Origin of the sequence: Pseudoflavonifractor intestinihominis (assembly GCF_040096055.1) — a bacterium.
Taxonomy (GTDB): domain Bacteria; phylum Bacillota; class Clostridia; order Oscillospirales; family Oscillospiraceae; genus Pseudoflavonifractor; species Pseudoflavonifractor intestinihominis.
Window position 1 is genome coordinate 22,059 of the sequence record NZ_JBBMFK010000025.1, and the last position, 26,612, is coordinate 48,670.

Genomic DNA, 26,612 nt, shown 5'->3' on the forward strand with positions numbered 1-26,612 from the left:
GTGGGCGTTGTGCTATAATCACAACAGCGGGAACCTGTGATTCCGGAAATTCAGATATTGGAGGTAAGTCCCATGTCCTATCGTGATATGTATGAGAAATGGCTGAACAGCCCTGCCCTCAGCGAGGCGGAAAAAGAAGAGCTGCGCAGCATCGCCAATGATGAAAAGGAGATCGAAAGCCGCTTCTTTGCCCCCCTGGAGTTCGGCACCGCCGGACTGCGGGGTACCATGTGCGTGGGACTCCATCAGATGAATGTCCACGTCATCCGCCACGCCACCCAGGCCTTCGCCGAGGTCATCCTGGCCGAGGGCGGCAACGCCGCAGAGCGGGGCGTGGCCGTCTGCTTCGACTGCCGCAACCACTCCGCTGAGTTCGCCCGTGAGGCCGCCTGCGTCATGGCCGCCAACGGCATCAAGGTGCGCATCTTCGACGCCCTGCGCCCCACCCCCGAGCTCTCCTTCGCCGTGCGGGAATACGGCTGCATCGCCGGAATCAATGTTACCGCCAGCCACAACCCCAAGGAGTACAACGGCTACAAGGTCTACTGGCAGGACGGCGCTCAGCTGCCCCCCCACCACGCCTCCGCCATCGCCGCCAAGATGGAGGAGCTGGACCTCTTTGACTCCATCAAGCGCATGGACTATGACGAGGCGGTCAAGGCCGGCCTCATCACCCTGATGGGCGCCGAGACCGACGAGAAGTTCCTCTCCAACGTCATGGGCCAGGTCAACGACAAGGCCGCCGTGGACAAGGTGGCCGACACCTTCAAGATGGTCTACACCCCCTTCCACGGCACCGGCTACAAGCTCATCCCCGAGGCCCTCAAGCGCCTGGGCATGAAGCACGTCATCTGCGTCCCCGAGCAGATGGTCATCGACGGCAACTTCCCCACCGTGGTCTCCCCCAACCCGGAGAACCCCGAGGGCTTCTACCTGGCCGTGGACCTGGCCAAGAAGGAGGGCGCCGACTTCATCCTGGGCTCCGACCCCGACGCCGACCGCGTGGGCATCATGGTCAAGAACGACAAGGGCGAGTACATCACCATCACCGGCAACCAGACCGGCGTGCTGCTGCTGGACTACCTCATCGGCGCCAAGAAGCGCACCGGCAAGATGCCTGAGAACCCCGTGGCCCTCAAGACCATCGTCACCACCGAGATGGCCCGTAAGGTGGCCGAGACCAACGGCCTGAAGTGCTACGACACCTTCACCGGCTTCAAGTTCCTGGCCGAAAAGAAGGACAAGCTGGAGAACGCCGGCGAGGGCAAGGTCATCTTCGCTTACGAGGAGAGCTACGGCTACATGCTGGGCGACTACGTCCGGGACAAGGACGCCGTCACCGCCGCCCTGTCCCTCACCGAGATGGCCGCCTGGTACGCCGGTCAGGGCATGACCCTGTACGACGCCCTCCAGAAGTGCTATAAGAAGTACGGCTTCTACGCCGAGAAGACCCTCAACCTGGTCATGCCCGGCCTGGACGGCCTGAAGAAGATGGCCGACCTGATGGCCGGACTGCGGGAGAAGCCCCCGGTGGAGATCGCCGGCGTGGCCGTGAAGCAGCAGAAGGACTACAAGGACGGCTCCGTGGTCAACGTCTCCGACGGCGCCAAGAGCACCATGGAGCTCAGCGGCTCCAACGTGCTGCGCTATGAGATGGCCGACGGCACCAGCCTCATCGTCCGCCCCTCCGGCACCGAGCCCAAGGTCAAGGTCTACATCCTGGCCAACGGCGCCACCAAGGCCGAGGCCGACGAGAAGGTGGCCAAGTACACCGCCTGGGCTGAGAGCCTGAAAAAGTAAACAATCCAGCTGAAAAGCTCCCCTGCGGACTGCCCGCAGGGGAGCTTTTTTGCGCCCTTTTTTCAGTCGGGGCCGGGAGAAAAAACAGAGTGAAAAAATTTTTTCCACCGTTGATGTACAGAAAGCAGCAATATTCCCGGCCGGAACAGATGGGGGTGAGAGGTGAGTGGAGTGAAAACCGAATCGGGAAAAAAACGGGAGCGGCGGCTGAACACCCTGATGCGGCGCATGGAGCGGCTGGCCGGCGGCAGGGTCAACGACGCGGTCAAGCTGGCCTTCCTGGACGGCGAGCGGGTGGATGAGATCGACAATCTGGACCTCTCCGCCCTCACCGAGTTCAAGCGCAGCGGAAACGGAACCGTGGAGATCAAGCTCATGGACCGGGTGGCGGTACTGGAGAAGATCGCCGCCATGCTGGAGCGGGGAGAGGAGGACGAGGCAGACGCGTTCCTCCGGGCGCTGGAGCGCCCCGGAGACCAGTGCGCCGGGACAGAACCCGGCGGAGAATCTGTGCCCGGGAGGGGCGAATGAGTGCGGAAATGGGTATTTTCCGAAAAGCAGAAGACTGTGCTGCGGTGGTGGTGCACACCGGAACGGCGGTATGAGGCCATCATCTGCGACGGCGCCGTCCGCAGCGGAAAGACCTTCTGCATGGGGCTGTCCTTTGTGTGCTGGGCCATGGCCAGATTCCAGAATGCCGCCTTCGGACTGTGCGGCAAGACCACCGTATCCCTCCGGCGCAACCTGGTGAGAGGGCTGGTGCCCGTGCTGGAGGAACTGGGGTTCCGGTGTGAGGAAAAGGTGTCCCGCAACCTCCTCACCGTCCGGCGGGGCGGGAGGGAGAACACCTTCTACCTCTTCGGCGGCAAGGACGAGGGCAGCGCCGCCCTCATCCAGGGCGTGACCCTGGCTGGCGTGCTGCTGGACGAGGTGGCCCTCATGCCCCGGTCCTTTGTGGAGCAGGCCTGTGCCCGGTGCTCTGTGGCGGGAAGCAGGCTGTGGTTCAACTGCAACCCCGAGGGGCCCGAGCACTGGTTCTACAAGGAGTGGATCCAGAAGGCGGAGGAGCGCAACGCCCTGTACCTCCACTTTACCATGGAGGACAATCCGGGGCTCAGACCGGAGGTGCGGGCGCGGTACACGCGGATGTTCAGCGGCGCATTCTACCGCAGGTTCGTGCTGGGGGAGTGGGTGGCCGCTGAGGGGCGGGTCTACGACTTCTTCGACGAGCGCTACGTGGAGGACCCGCCCGACGGCCTGAGCCGGTGGTGCATCTCCTGCGACTACGGCACCGTCAACCCAGCCTCCTTCGGGTTGTGGGGGTGGAAGGACGGGATCTGGTACCGGGTGAAGGAGTTCTACTACGACTCCAGAGCGGAAAAACGGCAGAAGACCGACGGGGAGTACGCCCGGGACCTGCGAGAACTGGCCGGGGGACGGGACATCCGGCTGGTGGTGGTGGACCCGTCGGCGGCCAGCTTCATCGAGGTGCTGCGGAGAGAGGAATGGCAGGTGGTGAAGGCGGAGAACGACGTGCTCTCCGGCATCCGCACCACCGCCGAACTGCTGCGGGAGAAAAAGCTGGTGATCTGCCGGGGGTGCCACGACGCCCTGCGGGAGTTCCAGCTCTACTGCTGGGCGGACAGAGGCGGACAGGACCGGGTGCGCAAGGAACACGACCACGCCATGGACGAGATCCGCTACTTCGCGGCCACCGTGGCCGCCGGCAGAGAGCCGCCCTACCTGGGCGCGGCCTATGTGGAGCGGACAAGATTTTAGGAGACGGGAGGGCTCGGATGGGATTCTGGGAGAAGAAAAAGAGTGAGGCACCCGCAGGGGTGGCCGTCCAGCTGCGGGACGGCGGACGGCACCCCTTCGGCGTGCTGGACGGGTACGTGCCCCTGAGAAACGGGGAGATCGCCCTGTACCGCAGCATCCGGGAGGCGGTGCCCATTGTGGACGCCGCTATCCTGAAGCTGATCCGGCTTGCCGGCGGGCCGGTGGTGCAGTGCGGCGACAAGCGGGTCCAGGGGGAGATGGACCGGTTTTTGAAAACGGTCAGCACCGGACGGAGACAGCGGGGCATCCAGTCCTTCCTGGACTGCTACCTGGACTCCATGCTCACCTGCGGGAGAGCAGTAGGGGAGATCGTACTCAACGGCAGGCGGGACGGCATCGCCGCAGTGCTCTGCGGCAACGTGGCCGATGTGGAGATCAAAGAGGGGGAGACACCCTTGGACATCACCCTGTGCGCCAGGGGAAGAGACGGCGTGCTGGAGGACCTGCCCTGCCAGGAATTGCTCCTCTTTACCCCCTTCCAGCCCGAGACCGACAGCCCCTACGGCGTGTCCCTGCTGCGGTCCATGCCCTTCCTCACCGAGATTCTGCTGAAAATCTATCAGGCCGAGGGCATGAACTGGGAGCGGATGGGCAACGTCCGCTTCGCTGTGGTCTACAAGCCCGGCGAGGACGCTGTGGACAGGGCCTACGCCGTGGAGCGCAGCCAGCAGATCGCACGGGAGTGGTCTGCCGCCATGCAGGCGGGGAAAAACGGCAGTGTGCGGGACTTTGTGGCCGTGGGAGACGTGGACATCAAGGTCATTGGCGCGGACAACCAGATTCTGGACAGCCAGGTGCCCGTGCGGCAGATCCTGGAGCAGCTCATCGCCAGGACCGGTATCCCGCCCTTTATGCTGGGCCTGTCCTGGTCCTCCACCGAGCGGATGAGTACCCAGCAGGCCGACATGATGACCAGCGAGCTCACCGCCATCCGGCGGGGCCTGGAGCCGGTGTTGGAGCGGATCTGCGAGCTGTGGCTGGAGCTGAAGGGCTACGGCGGCGGGGTGACCGTGGACTGGGAGGACATCAACCTCCAGGACCTGGTGGAGGAGGCCAAGGCTCAGCTCTACCGGGAGCAGGCCAGAAAAATCCAGGTGGAGCTGGGACAGAAGCAGTGAGCCGATGGAGAACAGGGGGTAGGAAATGGACATTGTAAAGCAGGCGGACATGGGGCAGCCCCTCGCCGTGGAGGAGCGGGATCTGGCCCTCATCAACCGCTGGAGCCGGAAGGCCCTGACGGCGGAGGAGGTATACGCCTTCGCCGTGCGGCTGTGCGACAACGAGATCGACCGGGACGGGGAGCGGTTTACCCGGGAGACCCTGGAGGAGCTGGCAAAACTCTTTGAGGGCAAGAGCGGCATCTTCGACCACCAGTGGAGCGCTAAGGGCCAGGCGGCCCGGATCTACCGCACCGAGGTGGTACGGGAGCAAAACATCCTCACCCGGGCAGGGGACCCGTACTGCTACCTGAAGGGGTACGCCTACATGGTGCGCACCGAGGAGAACAGGGGACTCATCGCCGAGATCGAGGGCGGCATCAAGCGGGAGGTGTCCGTGGGGTGCGCCGTGGAGCGGGCCGTGTGCTCCATCTGCGGCGAGGACATCCGGGACAGAAAAAAGTGCGCACACACCAAGGGCCAGGAGTACGGCGGAAAGCTGTGCTGGGCAGACCTGTCCGGCGCCACCGATGCCTACGAGTGGTCCTTTGTGGCGGTGCCCGCCCAGCCCAGGGCCGGGGTCATTAAGCGAATGGGAGGCGGTCAGGAGACCGACCTGATGGAATACCTGAAGGACCAGCCTGTACTGCTGAGCAGAGCGGAACAGCTGGAGAAAGAGGCGGCACTGGGACGGAAGTACCTTGAGCGGCTGCGGGGCGAGGTGATGCGGCTGGGCGGCATCTGCGAAAAGGGCGTGGAGGAGCACATCCGCAGAAGCATTGCGGACAAGCTCAGCGGCGAGGAGCTGGAGGCCCTGCGGGACAGCTACCAGAAACGGCTGGAGGACCGGTTCCCTCTCACCGTACAGCTGCCCCGGCGCACCGAGCAGGCCGAGATGGACCAGAGAGACGGCGCTTTCCTCATCTGAGGCGCGGATAAAAGAAAGGAGAACGGAGTATGGCAAAGGTTTCGTTTGAAGGCATCGGCGAGATGATGGTCACCTTCCTGGCGGAGGAGGGCCTCACGGCCGGACCCATCAAGATGACCGGCGACGGCAAGGTGGGCCCCTGCGGCGATGGAGAGGCCTTCTGCGGCGTGGCCCTGGAGGTCAGCGACGGGCTGGCCCTGGTGCAGCTCAAGGGCTTTATCAAGGTCAGCTGCAGCGACACTGTGGCCGTGGGCTACACCAAGCTGTCCGCCAACGCCAGCGGCGGCGTCAAGACCAACGCGTCGGGCACCGCCTACCTGGTGGTGGAGGCCGGCAGCACCGAGAAACAGGCCACCATCCTGCTGTAATCGCAGGACGGAGAGAAAACTGGAATGCCGGCGCGCCGCGCCGGAGGAAGGAGAGCTGAAAAAATGGGATACGCTTATGACAATGTGAGACTGGAAAAGGGCATGTACCGCCAGGCGGGCCAGTCCTTTACCCAGGTGCTGGAGCGGGAGGACCCCTCCGAGCGCTACAAGGGCACCCCCCTGGAGGGCCTGGACGCCTATCAGCGGCAGCTCAAGCGCTTTGACATCAAGGTCAAGGGCGCGGGCAGCGACGTGGTGGAGAAGTTCTTCCGCACCTCCGACTCCGCCGTCCTCTTCCCCGAGTACATCGCACGGGCCGTGCGCCAGGGGATGGAGGAGGCCAACCTGCTGCCCTCCATCGTGGCCACCACCACCCGCATCGAGGGCATGGACTACCGCTCCGTGGCCTCCGTGCCCGGCAAGGAGGAGAAGGAGCTGCGCAATGTGGAGGAGGGCGCCGCTATCCCCCAGACCGAGGTCAAGACCCAGGAGAACCTGGTGAAGCTCCACAAGCGGGGCCGCATGCTGGTGGCCAGCTACGAGGCCATCCGGTGGCAGAAGCTGGACCTCTTCTCCGTCACCCTGCGCCAGATCGGCGCACACATCAACCGGATGCTGCTGGAGGACGCCATCGGCGTGCTCATCAACGGCGACGGCAACAACAACGCCGCCAAGGAGTACAAGGTGGGTACCTCCCCCATCGGCGGCGAGACCGGCACCCTCACCTACGACGATCTGGTGGACTTCTGGGCCCAGTTCGACCCCTACGAGATGAACACCATGCTGGTGTCCGGGGACGTGATGCTCAAGATGCTCAAGATGAGCGAGTTCCAGAATCCCCTCACCGGCCTCAACTTCCAGGGCACCGGCAAGATGACCACCCCCCTGGGCGCCAACCTGCTGCGCACCTCCGCCATGAGTGAGAACACCATGATCGGCCTGGACAAGAACTATGCCCTGGAGATGGTGCAGGCCGGGGACGTGACCGTGGAGTACGACAAGCTCATCGACCGGCAGCTGGAGCGGGCCGCCATCACCAGCACCTGCGGCTTCGCCAAGCTCTATCAGGACGCCAGCCGAGTGCTGAAGGTGTAAGACAACCAGAGGGCGGGCCGAGGTATGGCCCGCCCCACCCAAGAGAGACGGGAGGGAACGGCATGGCGGAAGAGACGGCGGAGCTGGCCCGGCAGTTGGGACAGGTATCCGAGGACCGGATGGAGGAATTGCAGGCCCTGTGCGATCTGGCCGAGCAGGAGCTGGAGGGCAGGCTGAAGGACGGCATCACCAGGGCCGACTGCGGCGCGGCCTTCACCATGGGGGCCGCGTGGCTGGGACTGGCCGGTCTGTGCGCCGCAGGGGCCGCCGACGAGGTGGAGTCCTTTACCGCGGGCAGCCTGACCATCCACCACCGGGACGGCGGCGGCACGGAGGACAGAAGCCTGAGCCTGCGGCGGCAGGCGGAGCAGGTGATGCGGCCCTACCTGAAGGACGAGGGCTTCTGCTTTCTGGGGGTGCCGGGGTGAGCGGGACCTTTGAAAAACTGCTGGCCAAATACGGCCAGAGCGTGACATTGTGCAGGCACGAGGGGGAGACGGAGATCATCCGGGCCTTCCTTCAGCCTGTCACCGAGCGGCGGGAGACCTGGCGGCAGACAGAGCCCTCCCCCATGGGGACGGTACGGAAGGACCGCTTTCTCTGTCTGACCGGGGCGGACACCGCCCTGGAACACATGGAGGACGGGCACCTGGAGTGGCGGGACCTGCGGCTCAGAGTGTCCGCGGCACAGCCCATCTATATGGGCGACACAGTCAGCCACTGGTGGGCCATCCTGACGGTGGAGGACCTGTGGGAGGAGGGAGAATATGGCGGGACTGGATGAGATTCGGGAGCGCATGGCCCAATTCCTGACGGAACAGGGCCTGGAGGCCGTGACCGCCTGGCCGGAGACAAGACGGACACGGAGAGAGGGGGCGGCCGCCGCCGTCTCCCTCCGCGGCTGCGAGGGCGGCCCGGCCGGCTTCCAGGACTATCTGGGCGAGCGGTACAACCAGGACACCGGACGGTGGGAGGAGCTCTACGGCAGACGGGTGAAAATCACCTTCGGCCTGGACCTCTACGCCGCCCAGACCAGCGGCGGCGCGGCGGCCATCGACAGGGCTCTGGACACCCTGTCCGCCGCCTTCAACGGCCCCGGGCCCGACGGACTGGATGTTCTGGAATTTTCCGTGGGTGAGACACAGTTCCAGGAGGATAGCCAGCTCTACCGCTGTCCGGTGGAGGCGGTGTGTCAGGCGCGGCTGTACGCCGTGGCCGACGAGGGAGGCACCTTCCTGGACTTTGAAATCAGAGGGGAGAGATTATGAACGTGACGACACATGAACGGCCGGGGGTCTACTCCAGCTATGACACCTCTGCCGTGGTGACCGCCTCCGGCGGCAGCAAAACGGTGGGCATTGCGGCGGTGAGCGAAGGCGGCGAGACGGGCAAGCTGTACAAGCTGATAAGGCTGGAGGAGGCCGAGACCGCCTTCGGTACCGGCGACAATCTGACCGAGCTGGTGAAGCTCCTCTTCCTCAACGGCGCGGGGGCGGTATACGCTGTGCCCGTGACGGGAGAGGAGGGCTATGAGGCAGCCTTTGCCCTGCTCTCCGGAGAGGAAAACGTGGCTATCACGGTCTGTGACAGCGAGACCCTGACGGTACAGCAGGCCCTGCGGGACAGCGTGAAGGCCGCGTCCGAGGTGCGGCGGGAGCGCATCGCCGTGGTGCCCGGCGGCACCGACGAGAACCCCAGCCAGCTGGCCGAGCGGGCGGGCAATCTCAACTGCGAGCGGGTGGTGCTCACAGCCCCCGGCGGGGCCAAGGCAGCCGCCGCTGTGGCGGGCGCCATCGCCGGGGAGAGCGACCCCGCCGTCCCTCTGGGCGGCGCGGAGCTGAAGGGCCTGACCGACCTAAATGCCCGGTACGACGACAACCAGATCGACACCCTGGTGCGGGGCGGCGTCACCCCCCTGGAAAACCTGGCCGGGGTGGTGAGCGTGGTGCGGGGCGTCACCACCCGGACCAAGACCGGCGAGACCCCCGACAGTACCTGGCGGGAGCTGTCTACCATCCTCATCATCGACGAGGTGATCCCCGGGCTGCGCAGCAGCCTGCGGTCCAAGTTCCGCAGAGCCAAAAACACCGAGCAGAGCCGGGGCGCCGTGCGCGCCCAGGTGGTGGTGGAGCTGGAAAACCGGGTGAGCCGGGAGATCATCAACGCCTACGAAAACGTGACCGTGTCCGCCCTGGAGGACGACCCCACCGTGTGTCTGGTGGAGTTCTCCTTCGCCGTGGTCCACGGCATGAACCAGATCTGGCTCACCGCACACATCACCGTGTAAAGGGAGGGAACATATATGAATCTGTCGGGATTCCCCACAAGCAGCGACATCTATCTGGAGGTGGACGGCAAAAAGGTGGCGGTGGTCCAGAGCTATTCCGCCAAGACCAGTAAGACCAGCCAGACCGTGGAGGCCTTCGGCGAGGACGAGCCGGTGGCCACCATCCCCGGCCAGCGCACCCACGTGCTGGAACTGACCCGGCTCTATGCCACCGACGAGGCCATCCGGGACGGCATCAACTTCCACGACCTGGAGGACTTCAACCTGGTCATCTGCAAGCCCGACCGGAAAATCATTTACTCCGGCTGCCAGTGGAGCACCATCGGCGAGACCGGCGCCCTAGGGGCCATGGTGGTGGAGAAGATCACCATCGTGGCGGCCAAGCGGATTGAGATGAAGGTGTAAGGCATGGAGGAGAACTGGTCGGTGCTGCTGGGCGGCAGGCGGCGCATCAAGGTGGACAAGGGCATGGAGCTGCGGCTCCTCTCCGCCCTGGAGCTGCTGGAGGCGGGCCGTGAGGCCGAAGGGCTGGCCCGCAGGGAGGAGGAGAAGGCCCTGTGCGCCAACGCCTGCCTGCTTGCCAGAGCACTGGAGCGGGACGGAAGGACGGTGTTCCCCGACGGTGAGGCGGTGCTCAAGGGGCTCTCCGCCGGGGAGATCGGACACCTGGCCAGGCTGTGGAGCGGCCTGAACCGGGCGGAAAATCCCGGGCCGGAGGACGGAGAGGAGCGGGTGGACGCCCTAAAAAAAGCCTGGAGCACACGCCTGAGGCGCGCCTTCGCTGGCGTGTGCTCAAAGCCTTCGGGGCCCTCCCCACTGAGACGCGGGCAAAAGAGATGACCGGCCGGGACTACCTCTGGTGCGCCCTCAATCTGCTGCTGGACCAGGAGGAGGAGCTGGCGGCTTTGTGCCCCTCCTGCCGGGCGGAGGCCCAGGAGGGACGCTGCCCGGTGTGCGGAGGCCCGGCAGCTCCGGCAAACGCCGGGGAAAACCAGGCCTTCGACCTGGAGCGGTATGAGCGGCTGAAACGGGGGGAGCGGGTATGACGGACTACATCGCCCTGGCCCTGGCGGACCAGGACGAGCGGGAAAACAGCGAGACGGCGGAGCTCCTGTTGGAGCAGCACAGCGCCGCCGGTGTGGGGCGGAAAAAAGCGCGGGAGCGGGCGGCAGAAGGCGGTGGGACTGCCTGGAACGGCGGCGCCCCGGAGGCGGGGACGCTTACTGGAGAAGAGCCGGACAGGAGAGACGCCCGAAAGCAGGATGAGCAGGATGGCGGACTGGAAGATCTGGCAGTCGGCCGAACCCGGGCCTGGCTGGAGACGGCGGAGACAACGGCGTCTGTGGGAGCGGCAAGCTGGCTGGAAGGAGCGGCGGCTGTGTTCCGGGGGAGCGCTTCCGGCGGCGGAGGGCTCTACCAGCGGCTGAGACAGGCGCAGACGGCGGCGGAGTACCGGCCCAGCCGGACAAGCGTGGCCCTCCTGCCGGCAGAGGCGCAGAGCGGGTCCGTACAGGGCCTGGCGGAGCTGGACCGGGCCTTCCAGCGGGACGCCCGCCGGTATGACGGCGGATTTGAACTTTACTGAGGGGGATGGACATGGGCAGACTGGCTGCAATGCGGTACAAAAATTATGTGTGGCCCCACAATCCCAGAGTGTACACCATTGAATACCGGCGGGAGATCGCGGCCCGGAAGGTGCCCTTCGGCCGGTACTGCCTCCAGGATATGGGGCCGACCCGGCGGGTCATGAAGGGCGAGGGGGAGTTCGTGGGCCAGGGGGCCTATGACGAGTTTAAAAAGCTGGCGTCTGTCTTCTACGGCGAGGGGCCCGGGCTGCTGGTCCACCCGGTGTGGCAGTCGGCCAAGGCCTACTTCGCCGCCCTCTCCCTGAAGCAGGAGCCCAGAGCCGATTACGTCAGCTACGCCTTTGAGTTCTGGGAGTGCTACGACGGCTATCAGGAGGGCCTGCGGGAGATTGTGGGTGAGACGGGCGGCACCGGCAATACGGGCAGCAGCAGCGCGGGGAGCGGGGCGGCCTACCATACGGTGACCGCGGGAGAGACCCTGTGGAGCATCTCCCTGCGCTACGGAACCACGGTGGAAGCCCTGGTAAATCTCAACCCCCAGCTCAAAAATCCCAACCTCATCTACCCCGGAGAGCAGGTGCGGGTGAAGTGACGGGAAGACTCATTGGATACGATGGGAAGAAATACGCACTGCCCACGCTGCTGGCGTGGACGCTGAATTACGGCACCGGCACCCCCTGCGACAGCTTTGAGGTGCGCTGTCCCTGGGGAGAGAAGCTGGACGGCGCATTGTCCGACGCGGTGGAGTTTACGGCTGAAGAGGACGGCGAGACCGTGTTCCGCGGTGTGGTGGACGAGTACGAGTGGAGCTGCGGCAGCGGCGGCAGCACCTTGCTCATCTCCGGCCGGGGCATGGCCGGGCGGCTGCTGGACAACGAGGCCCAGCCCGCCGACTACCAGACCGCCACACTGGAGGATATCCTGCGGGACCATGTGGCCCCCTACGGAATCCAGACGGCGGAGGGGGCCAGCCTGCCGGCGGTGCCCGGCTTCTCGGTGGAGAGCGGCAGCAGCGAGTGGCAGGTGCTCTACAACTTCGCACGCTACTACGGCGGAGTGGAGCCCCGTTTCGACCGGTTCGGCATCCTCCACCTGACCTCCTGGCAGGACGGAAAACGCCTGCGCCTGGACGACAGCGCCGCCGTGGAGGAGGTCCGGTGGACGGAAAAGCGCTACGGCGTGCTCTCCGAGGTGCTGGTGCGGGACAGGACCACCCAGAGCGTGCAGCGGGTGGTCAACCAGTCCGTCCTGGACAGGGGCGGCATGTGCCGGCGGGTGCTCACCATGCCGGGCAAAAGCAGCTACCAGGCCATGCGGTACAGCGGCCGGTTCCAGCTGGAGCAGTCCGCCGCGGAGCGGCTGCGGCTGGAGCTGACATTGGCGGGCCGGGTGGCCGCCTGGCCCGGGGACCTGGTGGAACTGAATCTGGCGCGGTACAGTCTGTCCGGCGTGTGGCGGGTGCTGTCCACTGAGCACAGGGGAGACGGACAGGGACTCCGCACCACCCTGGAGCTGGGCGAGCGGGAGATCACAGTTTGAGAGAGGGGGAGGCCCGTGTGGCTTTCTGAGCGGAAGAGAGGCAGACAGTACGGCGAGGCCATGGTGGGACAGACCACCCTGAGCGGTGACCCGGCGGGCGTCTATCTGGATGCGGAGCGGCGGACGCTGGCGGTCTTTGCCCCCGGGGGCTACGCCTGGCGGCCCGCCGTGGGGGAAGAGGTGCTGGTGCTCAAGCAGGAGGGGGAAAAGACCTGCGCGGTGGGCGTGCGCTGCTGCGGCGACCTGGCCCCCGGCGAGGTGCTCATCCATGCGGGCCAGGGGGACGCGGCCATTAAGCTGGGGAACGACGGCACGGTGGAGCTGATGGGACAGGTACGCATCAACGGCGTGCCCCTGGAGGATATGCGGAACAGAGGCGGGGAAGTATGACGGAACTGATGATACGGGACGGGGACTATGTGCCCGACGGGACGGGCGGGCTGGCCCGGGCGGAGGGAAACGACGCCATTTTGCAGCGGGTGCTGTGGAAGCTCACTGTGCGGCGGGGCAGCTTTCCCTTCCTGCCTGAACTGGGCAGCAGGCTCTACCTCCTGCCCCGGGAAAAGCCGGGGAACCGGCTGGCCATGGCCAGACAGTACGTCCAGGAGGCCCTGGAGGGAGAGGACGGACTGGAGGTCACCGGCGTGGAGCTGACAGAGGAGCACGGAATGGGCCTGCTGAAGGTGGAGCTGACCTATGAGGGCGCCCCTATGACGGCGGGCCTGGCCCTGAAGGAGTGACGGCGAAATGAAAACAGTGGACGAGATATACGGCGAGCTGGCGGCGGCCTTTGCCGGGGCCACGGGCCAGACGGCGGGACAGGACGGGGATATGGCGGTGCGCCTCTACGCGGTGGCCGCCCAGGTCTACGCCCTGTACGTCCAGGCAGACTGGACGGCGCGGCAGTGCTTCCCCCAGACGGCATCGGGGGAGCACCTGGACCAGCACGCCTTTCTGCGGGGCCTGGAGCGGAAAGAGGCGGCCCGGGCAATGGGAACCATCCGCTTCTACGTGGACCAGGCGGGCGGCACCGATTTGACCATCCCGGCGGGCACAGTGTGCATGACGGCAGGGCTGGTGCGCTTTGAGACAACGGCGGCGGCGGTGCTCCGATCGGGGAGCCTGTACGTTGACGCGGCTGCCCAGGCAGTGGAGCCCGGAACGGCGGGAAACGCGGCGGCGGGGACCATCCTGACCATGGCGGTGGCCCCGGTGGGGGTGAGCCGGTGCTCTAACCCGGAGGGCTTTGCCGGCGGCACCGACCGGGAGGACGACGAGACCCTGCGGGTCCGGGTGCTGGAGACCTTCCGGCGGCTGCCCAACGGGGCCAACGCCGCCTTCTATGAACAGGGGGCCCTGTCCTTCCCGGAGGTGGCTGCCGCGGCGGTGCTGCCCAGAAACCGGGGCATTGGCACCGTGGACGTGGTGGTGGCCACGGCGGCGGGCAGCCCGGACGAGGACCTGCTGGAGCGGCTGACCGCCTACTTCCAGGAGCGGCGGGAGATCGCCGTGGACGTACAGGTGCGGGCGCCCAGGGAGAAGACGGTGGACATGTCGGTGGCGGTGTCCGCAAGAGAGGGCAGCGACGCCGCCGGTGTGCGGACAGCGGTGGAGCAGGCCCTGGGGAGCTGGTTCAACGGCGGGCTGCTGGGGCAGGACGTGCTGCGGGCCAAACTGGGAGCGGTGATTTTCGGCGTGGAGGGCGTGGCAAACTACGACCTGACCGCACCGGCGGCAGATGTGGCCGTGGAACAGGATGAACTGCCCAGACTGGGGAGCCTGAGCGTGACGGAGATGAAGGTATGAGCTGCGGGGAGTATCTGAAGGAATTGCTGCGGCCCCTGGGGGTCTACCAACTGGAGGGCACCATCAACGGCGGCGAGCTGGAGGCCCAGGGCCAGGCCCTGGACGGCGTGGCCGGGACCCTGGACAACCTCCAGCGGGAGATGCTGCTCACCACGGCGGAGGATATGGGCCTGGAGGCTATTGAGGGCCTGCTCAGCCGCAGGCCGGTGGCTGAGACGGCGGAGGGGCGGCGGGCCGCCCTGGCCGCCCTCCTCCGCATCGGCGGGGACAGCTTCACCCTGTCGGCCATCAACGACAATCTGGCCGGGTGCGGCATCAACGCGGTGGCCAGTGAGACTGGAACGCCGGGCACGGTGGAGGTGCGCTTCCCCGATGTGCCCGGCATCCCCGACGGCTTTGAGGCCATGCGGGCCATCATCGAGGACATCCTGCCCTGCCACCTGGCGGTGGAGTATGTGTACTGGTACGTAAACTGGGGGATGCTGGAGGAACGGTTCGCCACCTGGGGAGACCTGGAGCAGCTGGATTTGACCTGGAGCGAGATCGAAAAACTGGTGACCTGAGGGGGAGAAGCATGAGACGGATTCAAGTGCGGCAGGGTGTGGTGCGCTACCAGAAGGAGCGGAGCGACCTGCTACAGGAGGCGGCGGTGGCCATGGCCCGGCAGGCGGCTATGGGGCTGGAGGACGATGCGGCGGCCAAGGTTGGGGTACTCTTCCCCCAGTGGACGCCGGGGACAGCCTACCAGATGGGGGCGCGGATCTCTGACGAGGTAGGAAGTCTGTACCGGGTAGTTCAGGACCACACGGCCCAGGCCGACTGGCCCATGGACCAGACCCCGGCTTTATATACGCCCCTGGGTGTGACGGCGGAGGAACCGGACGCGATCCCCGAGTGGCGGCAGCCTCTGGGCTCCGAGGACGCCTACCACACCGGCGGCCGGGTGAAGTACGAGGGCAAGGTCTACGAGAGCACGGTGGACAACAACGTATGGGCCCCCGGCGTCTACGGCTGGACCGAGGTGGCGGAGTGAACTGGGGCGATGTGAAATTCGGTATTCTGGCGGCGGTGGCAGCGGCGGGAAGTATGCTCACCGGGTGGCTGGGCGGTTGGGACATCGCCCTCCAGACCCTGCTGGTGCTCATGGCGGTGGACTGTATCTCCGGCGTGGTGGTGGCGGCGGTGTTCAAGCGCTCGGACAAGAGCGAGGGCGGGCGCCTGGACAGCGGCGCCGGATTCCGGGGCCTGTGCAAGAAAGGGGCGGAGCTGGTTCTGGTGCTGCTGGCCGTTCGGCTGGACGCCCTTACCGGCAGCGGCCAGTACGCCCGGATGGCGGTGCTGATCTTCTTCATCGGCAATGAGGGGCTGTCCATCCTGGAGAATCTGGGCCTGATGGGGGTGCCTTACCCCGCCTTCCTGAAAAACGCCCTGGAAGTGCTGCTGGAAAAAGGCGACCAGGGGGAGTCGGAGCAGTAAAAAGACCCCGGCCGTGAAGATACACGGTCGGGGCGTCGCTGCATCAGTGAAAGAAACGGGTGAAGATGCCGGTGACCTCTTCGGCGGTCAGGGTGTCCTGGGGTGCCATCAGGCCGCCCTCCGCCCAGAGAATTAAGCCGGTGTCCGTGGCCCAGTAGAGGGAGTCGTCCGCCCAGGGGGAGATGCCGTCAAAGTCGTTGCATTCCGCTAAATTGCCGAAGGTGCGGGTATCAAAGCCCAGAAAGTTGCCCACACGGCGGAGCACCACGGCGGCCTCCTCCCGGGTGATGGGCCGGTCGGGGTCAAAGCGGCCCCAGCCAGTGCCCAGCAAAAAGCCCATATCAGCCGCCCAGCAGATGGCAGCGGTATCGGAACGGTTGTGGGTGACGTCGTAAAACACGCCGGTGTCCTCGTAGGGTACGCCGCCGAAGGCCTCCCACAGGACAACGGTAAACTCGCCCCGGGTGACGGGGCCGGAAGCGGCCCAACAGGCGGGACAGAGCAGGGCGAGGGAGAGCACAAGAGCAAAGAGACGCCTCACGGTATCACCTCCTGGGGAGAAGATACCATAAAATGGATAAATTATCCGTCGTAAGAGCACCACTCGCAGAGGAGATCGCCCTGGGCGTCATAGGCACGGGCCAGGGTGGAGGAAGCGCCTTCACCGGGATTCCACACCTGCTGGCACAGCCAGAAGGGGCTGTCCGGCGAGAGCCGGGTGCAGTCGGCGGCGCTGCCGTATTCCAGCAGCCAGTCCCGGGGGGAAAGACCGCCCGATTCGCTGAAGTTGTACCAGCCCTGATAGAGCTCAATACGGGCCACGTCGGGCAATGTACACACGGCAAGCGAGACCCATTCCCAGTACCAGTCGCCGTTGTCAAAGGGATTTTCGCCAATGCTTTCATCCAGCAGGTAGGCGCTGGCGTACTGGAGATGGACCACCACCAGAGGAGCATCCTCAGAAGGCGTGAGAAGATAAACAGGAAATTTGGGCTGAGACCAGAAGAGGCCGGCCCTGGAATGGCTGGTCACCGCCCAGCCGTCCCCCTGGCGGCTGACCAGCCAGTGGCTCCCCTCTCCGTCATCGTACGGAGAGGGAGTGATCTCCTGAAAATGGATGGTACCCTGGGCCACCACCGGGCCGGGGTTGAGACCGTAGGACAGCAGGGCGGCCCGATGAGCCAGACCGGGCGTGGGCATGGGAGAACCGGACGCCCACCAGTAGAACACCAGAGAAAACAGCAGAAACAGAATACTGAGGACCAGACGGACTCTTCGGGAAGGTGTGGGCAGCTTCACGGCTCGGTCACCTCCTGGGCGGTGAACTGGTAGACCAGCTGGTGGTCATCCCCAAACTCAATGGTAAAGGTCTGAGGTGGGGAGACGGGCTGGGAGAAGTACACGGAAATGCTATAAAATTGGCGGAACAGCCCCCGCTCCGAGCGGGCGGAGAGGCGTGGAGGGTCAGAGAGCGGGCCATCATCTCCATTGAGAGAGACAGGAAGATACTCGGCGTCCAGCGGGGAGAGCCAGAAGGCGGGACACAGGGCGGAGACCACCAGCTCCAGACGGTATTCCGGCTCCGCCAGGGGAATGCCGTCCACGTCGGCGTCAATCCGGTAGAGCAGGGCGGCGCCGGTGTCGGAGAAGAAATAGGAGCTGATTTGTCCGCCGCCCAGGGCGGCGCCGGAGGCCAAAATGGTACTGTTCGGATAGAGCCGTTCCACATCGGCCAAAACCAGATCCTGGGGGTCGGAAAAGGGCGCCCAGGTCTTGCCTGCCATGACCCCGTCCTGGGCGGTAAAGAATCCGGCACATAAAATCAGGAGCGCCAGAACACAGAACACCCGGGTGAGGCGGGGATACCAGGGACTGTGGAGCCTGTCCAGGTCGGCACCCAGCTGGTCGGCGTCGCCCATGGCGGCGGCCGCCTCCTGACGGGCCTGCCGGGGGTCCATGCCCCCGTCCTGGAGGGCCTGGGCGTGGTCCTCCATGTGGCCCAGCAGCTCCTCATAAATCTGTTCCCGGGCCGGGCGGAAGCGGATATAGCGGCACACCCGGTCGCAGTATTGACGAATAGGGTCCCAGGCCATGGGATTACCTCCCTTCGGAATCGGATAGGGTTATGCCGTACCGCTCAGACCAGATGCTGGGGACGGGGCTCTCGTAGACCAGAGCGCCGGAGGCATCATAGCCCCGGAGCTGGACAGCATCCAGAACCACGGGGGTGCCCGAAAGCGACTGGGCCAGGGGCAGGAAAAAGAGCTGGTTGCCCAGCGCCAGAGCGGGCGACGTGATCAGGGGCTGAATATCCCTGAGATCGGAATCAAGGCAGGGATGGACGGCCTCCACCCTGGTGATGGAATCAGTCTGGCTGTAAATGAGGACATATTGGGGAGATGACCTTGCGGCGGCAGTCAGGGGGAGATCGGGAGAGGGCTCCAGGACAACGGGGCGATCCCACTGATGCCAGGAGACGTCGTAGTAGGAAAAGGTAAAGAGTGCATACCGGCCCTCCCACTGGAGGACATAGCCCCGGTCAAAATCGGGAGCGTCCTCGGGGAGCTCATCCCGGGTGAACTCGGCCACAATTTCACCGGGGCCGAACAGTATCTCTTGTTGAGCGGCACGGAGTGCGGCACCGATTGTAGGGATGGGAAAACTCAGGGACGCCACCAGCAGAACCAACAAGAAGAGAAGCAGAAGGGCATCGGTAATGATACGCCGGCGGCGCACGGCAGCGGAACAAGGGGAGTCATTCATCTCAAGCCCCTCCTCTCAGAGGGAGGGTAAAGGAGATCTCCTCCCCAAAGCGGTCAAAGGTGAAGGTCAGCTCCCGGGCGGCGGGATTCAGAAGCTGCACGTCTATCGTGTACCAGTTGACAAAAGGCGTGTAGTCTGTGGTGCCTGAGTAACAGTGGGGAAGTTCAGCAGCAACATTAATAGAGGAACTGCTGAGTTGGACGAGATACTCCTCACAGGAGAGATAGGTGCCGCCCAGATCATCCCTGGCAGAGAGCCAGTTGGTAAATTCCACGTCCCGGATCCAGGGCGTATGGGGAATGCGGAGCAGGGCAACCACCGTGGGGGTGGGCGAGGTCTCCAGCACAATGACCTCCTCCACGGTGACGTTGTAATCTCTGGCGGAGAAGGTGAGGTTGGGGCGGTAGTTTACCGTGGCGTCAAAACCCTGGTAAAACTGGCGCAGAGAGTGAGAAGCGTCAGGAAACATGGGGGGCAGCACTTCAAAGTGGAAGAGGGCGACGAGCAGAGCCACCGCCGTCATGAGCTTGACTGCCCGGCGGAACCAGATCTGGAACCAGCCCAGCCGGGGATTATGTACCGCGTCCAGCGCGTGGCCCAGAGCAGCAGGGTCGCCCATGGCGGCTATGGCCTGCTGCTGAGCCTCTTCCGGGGGCATATCGGGGTGGGCCTCCAGCAGCGCTTCCATGCGCTCCTGGAGGTGGTCGGTCAGCTCGGCGGCGATGGCATGGTGGTCCGGGGAGAAGCGGATCTCCCGGCAGACCGCGATGCAGTAATCCTCAAAGGTACGCAGTTCCGGCATGGTATCCCTCCTTTCGTGGGGAAAGGAGGGAACTCAGGCCATAGCCCCGGCGGTACCGGTGACGATAGCGTTGACCTTCTGGGAAAATACCTGCCACTCCGCCTTCTTCTCGTCCAGCAGCCGCAGGCCCTTCCTGGTGATATGGTAGTACTTCCGTTTCCGGCCGGAGGGGGCCTCCTTCTCGTAGGAGGTGACCGCCTTCTCATTCTCCAGGCCGTGGAGAATGGGGTAGAGGGTGCCCTCCTTGAGGGTGAAGGTGTGATCGCTGCGGGCCTCCAGCTGGGAAATCATCTCGTAGCCGTACATATCGCCGCCGGAGAGCAGGGAGAGAATGAGCAGGGTGGTGCTGCCGGAGAGCAGGCTTTTGTCGGGCTTCATAGGGGAGCCTCCTTTCTTATAATAAAATATACCTCGGTTATCTAGGTATACTATACCTAGATAACCGAGGTATGTCAAGGGCAGGAAAAACGGGTGTCGCAGAACAGCCTGCGACACCCGTTTTTTATCGGGAAAAAGCGTCAGCGGATGATCTTCTGATCCACTTCCTCACGGAGGATGTCCACGAACTCGTCCAGAGTCATGGTGCCCTGGTCGCCGCCGGCCCGGTTGCGGACGGACACGGTCACGGACTCGGCCTCCTTGTCGCCCAGAACCAGCATATAGGGGATCTTCTTCAGCTGGGCCTCGCGGATCTTCTTGCCGATCTTCTCGTTGCGGTGGTCCACCTCGACGCGGAAGCCGGCCTTCTCCAGCAGGTCCTTGACCTCGTCGGCGTACTGGGCGGTGCGGTCGGTGATGGGCAGGACGGACACCTGGACAGGGGCCAGCCAGGCGGGGAAGGCACCGGCAAAGTGCTCGGTGATGACACCGATGAACCGCTCGATGGAGCCCAGCACCACGCGGTGGATCATGACGGGGCGGTGCTTCTCGCCGTCAGCGCCGGTGTACTCCAGCTCAAAGCGTTCGGGCAGCTGGCTGTCCAGCTGGATGGTGCCGCACTGCCAGGTACGGCCCAGAGAGTCGGCCAGATGGAAGTCCAGCTTGGGGCCGTAGAAGGCGCCGTCGCCCTCGTTGATGACGAACTCCTTGCCCATGTCGGTGATGGCGTTCTTCAGAATGTCCTGGTTGCGCTCCCACTCCTCCACGGTGCCGATGTGGTCCTCGGGCATGGTGGACAGCTCAATGGTGTAGGTCAGGCCGAAGGTGGAGTAGACCTCGTCAAACAGGCGGACGGTCTCCTGGATGACGTCCTTCATCTGGTCCCGGGTCATGAAGACGTGGGCGTCGTCCTGGGTGAAGCAGCGGACCCGGAACAGGCCGTGGAGGGCGCCGGACAGCTCATGACGGTGGACCAGGCCCAGCTCGCCCACACGGAGGGGCAGGTCACGGTAAGAGTGGGGCTCGCTGGCGTAGACCAGCATGCCGCCGGGGCAGTTCATGGGCTTGATGGCAAAGTCCTCGCCGTCAATGACGGTGGTGTACATGTTGTTCTTGTAGTGGTCCCAGTGGCCGGAGCGCTCCCACAGCTGGCGGTTGAGCATCATGGGGGTGGAGATCTCCACGTAGCCGTACTTCTTGTGGACCTGACGCCAGTAGTCGATCAGGGCGTTGCGCAGCACCATGCCGTTGGGCAGGAAGAAGGGGAAGCCGGGGCCCTCGTCCCGGAGCATGAACAGCCCCAGCTCCTTGCCCAGCTTGCGGTGGTCCCGCTTCTTGGCCTCCTCGATGCGCTGCAGGTAGGCGTCCAGCTCCTCCTTCTTGGGGAAGGCGATGCCGTAGATACGCTGGAGGGTCTCACGGTTGGAGTCGCCCCGCCAGTAGGCGGCGTTGCAGGCGGTCAGCTTGATGGCGTTGCCCTTCACACGGCCGGTGGAGTCCAGGTGGGGACCGGCGCACAGGTCGGTAAACTCGCCCTGCTTGTAGAAGGAGATGTGGGCGTCCTCGGGCAGGTCGTTGATGAGCTCCACCTTGTAGGGCTCGCCCTTCTCCTCCATGAACTTGACGGCCTCTTCCCGGGGCAGCTCAAACCGCTCCAGCTTCAGCTTCTCCTTGCAGATCTTCCGCATCTCCGCCTCGATCTTCTCCAGAATCTCAGGGGTGAAGGGGAAGGGAGAGTCCATGTCGTAGTAGAAGCCCTCGTCGATGGAGGGGCCGATGGCCAGCTTCACCTCGGGGTACAGGCGCTTCACCGCCTGGGCCAGGATGTGAGAGCAGGTGTGCCAGTAGGTCTTGCGGTACTCGGGGTTGTCAAAGCTATACTGATTGTTTTCTTCTGCCATGATAATTCCTCCTTGTAATTGGGGGTAAGGACAAAAAAGTCCCACCCCTGAACGGTTCCAGGGGTGAGACGAAAGCGGTCCCACGGTTCCACCCTGCTTACGGCATACGCCGTCGCTCGTGACCTCTGTAACGGGAGGACCCGGCCCAGCCTAGCCCGGAAGGGGATCGGTGGGCGGCTCAGGGGTGGTATTGCTCTGCCCGCGTGCCGGAGACGCTTTCAGCCAGCGGCGTCTCCTCTCTGTGGGGCGGTACAGAGCGCAGTCCCCATCACAGCCACTTTGGATGCTGACACTATATCACCGGAAAAGATGGTTGTCAAGGCCGCCGGGGCGGAAAAGCAAGAGGGAAAGGGAAGAAAAAGTATGTCCCGTCAAGACAGAGCGCTGTCCGCCCGAGATGGGCGGAGGAGAGAATTGAAATTGAAGGAGAAAAAAACATATGTTATAATGTAAAAAAGAGAATCTGTGGAGACAGCCCTTGGGATAGTTTCCACAAATACCACGGTGAGCGGAGAGAAGCGCATGGAACTGAGCATGAACCTCAAGCAGACCCAGACCCTGTCGCCCCAGATGATGCAGTCCATGGAGATCCTGCAGATGGGCTCTCAGGAGCTGCTGGAGTTTATCGAGGAGACCACCCAGGAGAATCCGGTGCTGGAGGTGGATGAGAAATATGACCGCCGGGACGAGTTCGACCTGATGCGGCGGAAGCTGGAGTGGCTGGAGGCCACCGACGTACAGAACAGCTGGTACCACCGGCAGGACACAGAGGAGGACGCCGACCCCATGGCCAACTACGGCGGCGTGGAGGACGGGGAGGAGGACCTGTACCGGTATGTGCTCTCCCAGCTGCGGATGCTGCCCCTGGAGCCGGACGTGATGGCGGCGGCGGTGTTCGTGGTGGAGAGCCTGAATCAGAACGGCTGGCTGGACGACGACGTGCCCGCCCTGGCGGCGGCCTTCGGGTGCCCGCAGCCGGTCATGGAGCAGGCGCTGGAGGCGGTGCAGGGCCTGGAGCCCGCCGGCGTGGCGGCCCGGAACCTCTCCGAGTGCCTGCGGCTCCAGCTGCTGCGCCGGGGCGGGGACTGTGCCCTGGCCCTGCGCATCGTGGAGGACCACCTGGACGCCCTGGCCCGGAGCCGGTTCGGCCTGATCGCCAGGGAGCTGGGGACCTCCGCCGAGGAGGTGCGGGAGGCCTGTGCCCTCATCAAGACCCTGAACCCCAAGCCGGGCACCGGCTTTGCCGCCCGGGAGCACCTGACCTACATCAATCCGGACATCATCGTGGTCAGCTTCCCAGACCACTTTGAGGTGCTGGCCAACGACTACTTTTTCCCCAGCCTGCATATGAGCAGCTACTACCAGCAGCTGATGAAGGACACCGACGACCAGGAGGTCAAGGACTACCTCACCGGGAAGGTCCGGCAGGCCAAATGGGTGGTGCGGAGTATCGAGCAGCGGCGGAGCACCCTGCTCGCCTGCGCCCAGTGCATTCTGGAGCTCCAGGAGCGGTTCTTCCGCCAGGGTCTGGGCCATCTGACCCCCATGTCCCTGGCCGATGTGGCCCAGCGGCTGGAGGTCCATGAATCCACCGTCAGCCGGGCCATCCGGGACAAATATCTCCAGTGCTCCATGGGGGTGTACCCCCTGAGCTACTTCTTCTCCCGGGGCCTGGGCGGCAGCACGGGCGGGGAGGAGGGGGCCTCCCCCGAGGCGGCCAAGGCCCTGCTCCGCAAGCTCATCGAGGAGGAGGACAAGGCGCGGCCCCTCTCCGACCAGAAGCTGAGCCAGCTGATGGGGGAACAGGGCTGCGCTATCTCCCGGCGCACGGTGGCCAAATACCGGGATGAGCTGGGTATCCCCAGCACCACAGGCCGCCGGCAGTACGAAAAAACAGTGTAAGGATGGTATGGTACATGAAGTTCAAGGCAGTACTCTTTGATTTTGACTACACCCTGGGGGACGCCACCGAGTCCATTGTGGCCGGGTTCCGCCACGCGTTTGAGAAGATGGGGCTCCCTGAGCCCACCGAGGCGGCCATTCGGAGCACCGTGGGCTATCTGCTCAAGGATGGGTACACCATGCTCACCGGCGACAGCGACCCGGAGCGGCAGGAGAAGTTCGTCCGGCTGTTCCAGGAGAAGTGCCGGCCCATGCAGCCCAGGACCACCAAACTGCTGCCCGGAGCCCGGGATCTGCTGGAGGCCCTGCACGGGGCGGGGGTACCCCTGGGTATCATCACCTCCAAGCGCAACGAGGCCCTTCAGGCGGTGCTGGAGGCCCTGAATATCCGAGAGCTGTTTACCCTCACCGTCTCCGGCGACCAGGTCCGCGCCCCCAAGCCCGACCCCACCGGCCTGCTCCGGGCCATGGAGACCCTGGGCGTGACCGGAGACCAGGTGCTCTACTGCGGTGACACGGTGCTGGACGCTGAGACCGCCCAGCGGGCGGGGACCCACTTTGCCGCTGTGACCACCGGCGTCACCCCCGCAGCGGCCTTTCAGGCCTACCCCTGCGACCACGTGGCCACGGATATGGTGGACATGAAGGCGTGGCTGGGGCTGTAAGCCCCCTGGAAAATTTAAGAGAATCAGGTCTTTTCTTAACCCTTTCTTTAAATGATCGCGGTACCATACAGGCAGAACGAAGCGTGCGAAGGAAAGGAGGACTGGCTATGGAACTCATCGCCCTGATGATTGCCGCCGCCGGGATCCTGCTTGTCGTGAGCGGCAGGCTGGGACAGGAGACCAGATGACGTTCTGCCCCCGCAGCAGCGGGAACAACAGAGGAAGGCCCGGAACCGATCGGTTCCGGGCCTTCCTTTTGTTATATCCGGGGGATAAATTACTTGGCGTAGTCGGCGGCGGACTGGCCGGAGATGCGGCCGAAGACGATGAAGTCGGCCACAGCGTTGCCGCCCAGACGGTTGGCGCCGTGGATACCGCCGGTGACCTCGCCGGCGGCGAAGAGGCCGGGGATCACGTTGTCCTCAGTGTCCAGCACCTGGGCGCTGGTGTTGATCTTGACGCCGCCCATGGTGTGGTGCACACCGGGAGCGATCTTGATGGCGTAGTAGGGAGCGGTGTCCAGGGGGTTGGCAAAGCTGGTGCGGCCGAACTCGGCGTCGGTGCCGGCAGCCACAGCGGCGTTCCACTTCTCCATGGTGGAGGCAAAGGCGTCGGCGGGGACGCCCATGGCCTCGGCCAGGGCCTCGTAGGTGTCGCCCTGGACGGTGTAGCCGGCCTTGATGTACCCGGCGATGACGCTGGAGGCGTCCACCATCTTCTGGTCCACCACCAGCCAGGCGTAGCCGCCGGTCTGGGCCAGCTCGGCGGCGGACACGGCGTCACGGGTGCCCACCTCGTCGCAGAACCGCAGGCCCTCGGCGTTGACCAGGATGGCGCCGTCGCCGCGGAGACCCTCGGTGATGAGGGCGGAGGTCTTCTGCTCGACAGTGGGGTGGATCTGGATCTGGTCCATGTCCACGGTGGCGGCGCCCACGGCCTCGGCCATCTTGATGCCGTCGCCGGTGATGCCGGGGGCGTTGGTGGTGACAAAGCCCTTCAGCTCGGGCTTGAGCTCGGCCACCATGTCCAGGTTGGCGCCGAAGCCGCCGGTGGCCAGCACCACGCTCTTGGCGTTGACGGTGTAGCCGTCGGCCTTGACGCCCACAGCGGCGCCGTTGTCCATCAGGATCTCAGTGGCGGGGGCGTTGTAGATGATCTGCACGCCGTTGTCCTCGCAGGCCTGCTGGAGGATGGGCACCACGTAGGAGCCCACGGAGACCACCTTGCCGTCAGCGTCCACAGGGCGGTGGATACGCTTGACGCTGGCGCCGCCGAAGGAGCCCACGTTGTGCAGGTCGGCGCCGATGGTGGAGAGCCACTCGATGGCGGGGGCGGAGTTCTCAGCCAGGGTCTTGACCAGGTCGTAGTTATTGATGTCCTGGCCGCCCACCATGGTGTCCAGGATGAACAGCTCCACGCTGTCAAAGTAGCCGGTGGGGTTGGCCTTGTAGGCGTCGTACTGGGCCTGAACGGTGGCCACCAGGTCGGCCAGGTCGGGGTAGGTCTCGGCGGCGGTGGCCAGGGTCTTCTCCACGCCGGCGTCCTCGGTGAACTCGTTGGCGTCCTGCCACTCGGTCTTGGCGGCGTTCATGCCGCCGGTGGAGCGGACGGAGTTGCCGCCCACCATGGAGGTCTTCTCCAGGATGACCACGCTCTTGCCGGCCTGGGCGGCGGTGATGGCGGCGGTCATGCCGGCGCCGCCGGCGCCCACGACCACCACGTCAACGTCCAGGGTCTGCTCCTCGCCGGTCTGGTCGGAGCCGCCGGACACGGGGGTCAGGGAGGCGGGGTCCACACCGGCGGCAGTCAGGGCGGCGTTCACAGCGTCAAAGAAGCCCTGGCTGGTGATGGTGGCGCCGGAGATGGAGTCGATCTGGGTGGACTGGGCGTCCACCACGGCCTGGGGCAGAGACTCCAGAGCGGTCTCGCCGATGGCGGGGGTCTCGTCGGACTCCAGCACCTCGATCTTCTCAATGCGGTCGGCGGACAGGGTCACGGCCACCTTGATGGTGCTCTCCATACCCTGGCCCTCGCCCTCATAGGTGCCAGGGGTGAACTTGCCCTCGGTTACGGTCTGAGAGCCGCTGGGCTGGGCGCTGCCGTCAGCGGTGCCGTTGGAGCAGGCGGCCAGGCTGAAGACAAGCGCGATGGCCAGAAACAGTGCGCTCATTTTTTTGATCATGCCACATTCTCTCCTTCTTTAAAAATGTCGGAATATTCCATACCAAAACACTGGATGTTTTGGCGGCATCCCTTTATACCATAGGACGTGAGAAAAAGCAATAACTTTGTCGTTAATCTGTCAATTAATTCGATTTCC

General features: G+C 64.7%; 33 protein-coding genes. 25 read left to right on the forward strand and 8 right to left on the reverse strand.

Annotated features, from left to right (window positions below; all coding sequences use genetic code 11):
* Positions 1–72 precede the first annotated feature (72 nt).
* From WMO64_RS13310 to WMO64_RS13420, 23 genes are all read left to right on the forward strand, one after another.
* Complete coding sequence (locus WMO64_RS13310) at positions 73–1,800, forward strand: phospho-sugar mutase (protein ID WP_349232283.1); 1,728 nt, start codon at positions 73–75, stop codon at positions 1,798–1,800.
* Between the two features lie 171 nt (positions 1,801–1,971).
* Positions 1,972–2,331, forward strand: coding sequence for an XRE family transcriptional regulator (locus WMO64_RS13315; RefSeq protein ID WP_294516420.1), 360 nt, complete (start codon positions 1,972–1,974; stop codon positions 2,329–2,331).
* Entirely contained in the window at positions 2,332–3,579 is a 1,248-nt protein-coding gene (locus tag WMO64_RS13320; protein WP_349232284.1) for a PBSX family phage terminase large subunit, read from the forward strand. It begins immediately after the preceding gene.
* Between the two features lie 17 nt (positions 3,580–3,596).
* A complete protein-coding gene (locus WMO64_RS13325) occupies positions 3,597–4,757 on the forward strand; it encodes a serine/threonine protein phosphatase (protein ID WP_349232285.1) in 1,161 nt (386 codons plus the stop codon).
* Between the two features lie 25 nt (positions 4,758–4,782).
* A complete protein-coding gene (locus WMO64_RS13330; protein WP_349232286.1) occupies positions 4,783–5,724 on the forward strand; it encodes a hypothetical protein in 942 nt (313 codons plus the stop codon).
* Between the two features lie 29 nt (positions 5,725–5,753).
* Positions 5,754–6,092 carry a hypothetical protein gene (locus WMO64_RS13335; RefSeq protein WP_349232287.1) on the forward strand — a complete coding sequence of 113 codons (339 nt, stop codon included), beginning with the start codon at positions 5,754–5,756 and terminating at the stop codon, positions 6,090–6,092.
* A 63-nt stretch (positions 6,093–6,155) separates the two neighbouring features.
* Entirely contained in the window at positions 6,156–7,187 is a 1,032-nt protein-coding gene (locus tag WMO64_RS13340; protein WP_294516406.1) for a phage major capsid protein, read from the forward strand.
* 62 nt (positions 7,188–7,249) lie between these two features.
* A complete protein-coding gene (locus tag WMO64_RS13345; protein WP_294516403.1) occupies positions 7,250–7,615 on the forward strand; it encodes a hypothetical protein in 366 nt (121 codons plus the stop codon).
* Positions 7,612–7,971, forward strand: a complete 360-nt coding sequence (locus tag WMO64_RS13350) for a hypothetical protein (protein ID WP_294516401.1) — start codon at positions 7,612–7,614, stop codon at positions 7,969–7,971. The genes WMO64_RS13345 and WMO64_RS13350 overlap by 4 nt, the downstream gene beginning before the upstream one ends.
* The gene (locus WMO64_RS13355) at positions 7,955–8,455 is read left to right on the forward strand and encodes a hypothetical protein (RefSeq protein WP_294516399.1); all 501 of its coding nucleotides are present in this window, start codon (positions 7,955–7,957) and stop codon (positions 8,453–8,455) included. The genes WMO64_RS13350 and WMO64_RS13355 overlap by 17 nt, the downstream gene beginning before the upstream one ends.
* Positions 8,452–9,474 carry a phage tail sheath C-terminal domain-containing protein gene (locus WMO64_RS13360; protein WP_349232288.1) on the forward strand — a complete coding sequence of 341 codons (1,023 nt, stop codon included), beginning with the start codon at positions 8,452–8,454 and terminating at the stop codon, positions 9,472–9,474. The genes WMO64_RS13355 and WMO64_RS13360 overlap by 4 nt, the downstream gene beginning before the upstream one ends.
* Before the next feature lie 15 nt (positions 9,475–9,489).
* Positions 9,490–9,879, forward strand: a complete 390-nt coding sequence (locus tag WMO64_RS13365; protein ID WP_294516394.1) for a hypothetical protein — start codon at positions 9,490–9,492, stop codon at positions 9,877–9,879.
* A 3-nt stretch (positions 9,880–9,882) separates the two neighbouring features.
* Complete coding sequence (locus tag WMO64_RS13370) at positions 9,883–10,314, forward strand: hypothetical protein (protein WP_349232289.1); 432 nt, start codon at positions 9,883–9,885, stop codon at positions 10,312–10,314.
* Positions 10,311–10,520 carry a molybdopterin oxidoreductase gene (locus WMO64_RS13375; RefSeq protein ID WP_294516389.1) on the forward strand — a complete coding sequence of 70 codons (210 nt, stop codon included), beginning with the start codon at positions 10,311–10,313 and terminating at the stop codon, positions 10,518–10,520. The genes WMO64_RS13370 and WMO64_RS13375 overlap by 4 nt, the downstream gene beginning before the upstream one ends.
* Complete coding sequence (locus tag WMO64_RS13380; RefSeq protein ID WP_349232290.1) at positions 10,517–11,059, forward strand: hypothetical protein; 543 nt, start codon at positions 10,517–10,519, stop codon at positions 11,057–11,059. The genes WMO64_RS13375 and WMO64_RS13380 overlap by 4 nt, the downstream gene beginning before the upstream one ends.
* Positions 11,060–11,070: 11 nt before the next feature.
* Positions 11,071–11,652, forward strand: coding sequence for a LysM peptidoglycan-binding domain-containing protein (locus tag WMO64_RS13385; protein WP_294516385.1), 582 nt, complete (start codon positions 11,071–11,073; stop codon positions 11,650–11,652).
* Positions 11,649–12,599, forward strand: coding sequence for a hypothetical protein (locus WMO64_RS13390; RefSeq protein ID WP_349232291.1), 951 nt, complete (start codon positions 11,649–11,651; stop codon positions 12,597–12,599). The genes WMO64_RS13385 and WMO64_RS13390 overlap by 4 nt, the downstream gene beginning before the upstream one ends.
* A 15-nt stretch (positions 12,600–12,614) precedes the next feature.
* On the forward strand, positions 12,615–12,989 hold the full coding sequence (locus WMO64_RS13395) for a hypothetical protein (protein WP_349232292.1): 375 nt from the start codon (positions 12,615–12,617) through the stop codon (positions 12,987–12,989).
* Positions 12,986–13,339 (forward strand): hypothetical protein, encoded by a 354-nt coding sequence (locus tag WMO64_RS13400; RefSeq protein WP_349232293.1) that lies wholly within the window; start codon positions 12,986–12,988, stop codon positions 13,337–13,339. Before WMO64_RS13395 ends, WMO64_RS13400 begins: the two co-directional genes overlap by 4 nt.
* Positions 13,340–13,346: 7 nt before the next feature.
* The gene (locus WMO64_RS13405; protein WP_349232294.1) at positions 13,347–14,405 is read left to right on the forward strand and encodes a baseplate J/gp47 family protein; all 1,059 of its coding nucleotides are present in this window, start codon (positions 13,347–13,349) and stop codon (positions 14,403–14,405) included.
* A complete protein-coding gene (locus WMO64_RS13410; RefSeq protein ID WP_349232295.1) occupies positions 14,402–14,968 on the forward strand; it encodes a DUF2313 domain-containing protein in 567 nt (188 codons plus the stop codon). Before WMO64_RS13405 ends, WMO64_RS13410 begins: the two co-directional genes overlap by 4 nt.
* Positions 14,969–14,979: 11 nt before the next feature.
* The gene (locus WMO64_RS13415) at positions 14,980–15,438 is read left to right on the forward strand and encodes a carbohydrate-binding protein (RefSeq protein ID WP_349232296.1); all 459 of its coding nucleotides are present in this window, start codon (positions 14,980–14,982) and stop codon (positions 15,436–15,438) included.
* Positions 15,435–15,881, forward strand: coding sequence for a phage holin family protein (locus tag WMO64_RS13420; RefSeq protein WP_294516370.1), 447 nt, complete (start codon positions 15,435–15,437; stop codon positions 15,879–15,881). The genes WMO64_RS13415 and WMO64_RS13420 overlap by 4 nt, the downstream gene beginning before the upstream one ends.
* A gap of 43 nt (positions 15,882–15,924) precedes the next feature.
* Here the strand turns inward: WMO64_RS13420 and WMO64_RS13425 are convergent, their stop codons facing one another.
* The 7 genes from WMO64_RS13425 to thrS all read right to left on the reverse strand — a co-directional run bounded on the left by WMO64_RS13425 (position 15,925) and on the right by thrS (position 21,725).
* Positions 15,925–16,422, reverse strand: a complete 498-nt coding sequence (locus WMO64_RS13425; RefSeq protein ID WP_349232297.1) for an S-layer homology domain-containing protein — start codon at positions 16,420–16,422, stop codon at positions 15,925–15,927.
* A 41-nt stretch (positions 16,423–16,463) separates the two neighbouring features.
* Complete coding sequence (locus tag WMO64_RS13430) at positions 16,464–17,180, reverse strand: DUF5044 domain-containing protein (protein ID WP_294516365.1); 717 nt, start codon at positions 17,178–17,180, stop codon at positions 16,464–16,466.
* The gene (locus tag WMO64_RS13435) at positions 17,177–17,974 is read right to left on the reverse strand and encodes a permease prefix domain 1-containing protein (protein ID WP_349232298.1); all 798 of its coding nucleotides are present in this window, start codon (positions 17,972–17,974) and stop codon (positions 17,177–17,179) included. The genes WMO64_RS13430 and WMO64_RS13435 overlap by 4 nt, the downstream gene beginning before the upstream one ends.
* 4 nt (positions 17,975–17,978) lie before the next feature.
* Positions 17,979–18,644 carry a DUF5044 domain-containing protein gene (locus WMO64_RS13440; protein WP_349232299.1) on the reverse strand — a complete coding sequence of 222 codons (666 nt, stop codon included), beginning with the start codon at positions 18,642–18,644 and terminating at the stop codon, positions 17,979–17,981.
* A 1-nt stretch (position 18,645) separates the two neighbouring features.
* Positions 18,646–19,446: a permease prefix domain 1-containing protein gene (locus tag WMO64_RS13445; protein ID WP_349232300.1), complete on the reverse strand. Its 801-nt coding sequence runs from the start codon at positions 19,444–19,446 to the stop codon at positions 18,646–18,648.
* Positions 19,447–19,479: 33 nt separating this feature from the next.
* Positions 19,480–19,824 (reverse strand): PadR family transcriptional regulator, encoded by a 345-nt coding sequence (locus WMO64_RS13450; RefSeq protein WP_294516361.1) that lies wholly within the window; start codon positions 19,822–19,824, stop codon positions 19,480–19,482.
* Between the two features lie 140 nt (positions 19,825–19,964).
* Positions 19,965–21,725 carry a threonine--tRNA ligase gene (gene thrS / locus WMO64_RS13455; protein WP_349232301.1) on the reverse strand — a complete coding sequence of 587 codons (1,761 nt, stop codon included), beginning with the start codon at positions 21,723–21,725 and terminating at the stop codon, positions 19,965–19,967.
* 522 nt (positions 21,726–22,247) lie between these two features.
* On the opposite strand from thrS, the gene rpoN reads away from it, so the two are divergent.
* Positions 22,248–23,627: an RNA polymerase factor sigma-54 gene (rpoN, locus tag WMO64_RS13460; RefSeq protein ID WP_349232302.1), complete on the forward strand. Its 1,380-nt coding sequence runs from the start codon at positions 22,248–22,250 to the stop codon at positions 23,625–23,627.
* Positions 23,628–23,641: 14 nt separating this feature from the next.
* The gene (locus tag WMO64_RS13465) at positions 23,642–24,292 is read left to right on the forward strand and encodes an HAD family hydrolase (protein ID WP_349232303.1); all 651 of its coding nucleotides are present in this window, start codon (positions 23,642–23,644) and stop codon (positions 24,290–24,292) included.
* Between the two features lie 277 nt (positions 24,293–24,569).
* Here WMO64_RS13465 and WMO64_RS13470 read toward each other — a convergent pair whose 3' ends face one another.
* Entirely contained in the window at positions 24,570–26,474 is a 1,905-nt protein-coding gene (locus tag WMO64_RS13470; protein ID WP_349232304.1) for a flavocytochrome c, read from the reverse strand.
* Between the last annotated feature and the right edge of the window lie 138 nt (positions 26,475–26,612).

Coding starts and splice junctions, on each gene's coding strand:
- WMO64_RS13310 (WP_349232283.1), top strand. CDS start 73: ATGTCCTATCGTGATATGTATGAGAAATGGCTGAACAGCCCTGCCCTC.
- WMO64_RS13325 (WP_349232285.1), top strand. CDS start 3,597: ATGGGATTCTGGGAGAAGAAAAAGAGTGAGGCACCCGCAGGGGTGGCC.
- WMO64_RS13330 (WP_349232286.1), top strand. CDS start 4,783: ATGGACATTGTAAAGCAGGCGGACATGGGGCAGCCCCTCGCCGTGGAG.
- WMO64_RS13335 (WP_349232287.1), top strand. CDS start 5,754: ATGGCAAAGGTTTCGTTTGAAGGCATCGGCGAGATGATGGTCACCTTC.
- WMO64_RS13340 (WP_294516406.1), top strand. CDS start 6,156: ATGGGATACGCTTATGACAATGTGAGACTGGAAAAGGGCATGTACCGC.
- WMO64_RS13345 (WP_294516403.1), top strand. CDS start 7,250: ATGGCGGAAGAGACGGCGGAGCTGGCCCGGCAGTTGGGACAGGTATCC.
- WMO64_RS13355 (WP_294516399.1), top strand. CDS start 7,955: ATGGCGGGACTGGATGAGATTCGGGAGCGCATGGCCCAATTCCTGACG.
- WMO64_RS13360 (WP_349232288.1), top strand. CDS start 8,452: ATGAACGTGACGACACATGAACGGCCGGGGGTCTACTCCAGCTATGAC.
- WMO64_RS13365 (WP_294516394.1), top strand. CDS start 9,490: ATGAATCTGTCGGGATTCCCCACAAGCAGCGACATCTATCTGGAGGTG.
- WMO64_RS13370 (WP_349232289.1), top strand. CDS start 9,883: ATGGAGGAGAACTGGTCGGTGCTGCTGGGCGGCAGGCGGCGCATCAAG.
- WMO64_RS13375 (WP_294516389.1), top strand. CDS start 10,311: ATGACCGGCCGGGACTACCTCTGGTGCGCCCTCAATCTGCTGCTGGAC.
- WMO64_RS13380 (WP_349232290.1), top strand. CDS start 10,517: ATGACGGACTACATCGCCCTGGCCCTGGCGGACCAGGACGAGCGGGAA.
- WMO64_RS13385 (WP_294516385.1), top strand. CDS start 11,071: ATGGGCAGACTGGCTGCAATGCGGTACAAAAATTATGTGTGGCCCCAC.
- WMO64_RS13400 (WP_349232293.1), top strand. CDS start 12,986: ATGACGGAACTGATGATACGGGACGGGGACTATGTGCCCGACGGGACG.
- WMO64_RS13405 (WP_349232294.1), top strand. CDS start 13,347: ATGAAAACAGTGGACGAGATATACGGCGAGCTGGCGGCGGCCTTTGCC.
- WMO64_RS13410 (WP_349232295.1), top strand. CDS start 14,402: ATGAGCTGCGGGGAGTATCTGAAGGAATTGCTGCGGCCCCTGGGGGTC.
- WMO64_RS13415 (WP_349232296.1), top strand. CDS start 14,980: ATGAGACGGATTCAAGTGCGGCAGGGTGTGGTGCGCTACCAGAAGGAG.
- WMO64_RS13435 (WP_349232298.1), bottom strand. CDS start 17,974: ATGGCCTGGGACCCTATTCGTCAATACTGCGACCGGGTGTGCCGCTAT.
- WMO64_RS13440 (WP_349232299.1), bottom strand. CDS start 18,644: ATGAATGACTCCCCTTGTTCCGCTGCCGTGCGCCGCCGGCGTATCATT.
- WMO64_RS13445 (WP_349232300.1), bottom strand. CDS start 19,446: ATGCCGGAACTGCGTACCTTTGAGGATTACTGCATCGCGGTCTGCCGG.
- WMO64_RS13450 (WP_294516361.1), bottom strand. CDS start 19,824: ATGAAGCCCGACAAAAGCCTGCTCTCCGGCAGCACCACCCTGCTCATT.
- thrS (WP_349232301.1), bottom strand. CDS start 21,725: ATGGCAGAAGAAAACAATCAGTATAGCTTTGACAACCCCGAGTACCGC.
- rpoN (WP_349232302.1), top strand. CDS start 22,248: ATGGAACTGAGCATGAACCTCAAGCAGACCCAGACCCTGTCGCCCCAG.
- WMO64_RS13465 (WP_349232303.1), top strand. CDS start 23,642: ATGAAGTTCAAGGCAGTACTCTTTGATTTTGACTACACCCTGGGGGAC.
- WMO64_RS13470 (WP_349232304.1), bottom strand. CDS start 26,474: ATGATCAAAAAAATGAGCGCACTGTTTCTGGCCATCGCGCTTGTCTTC.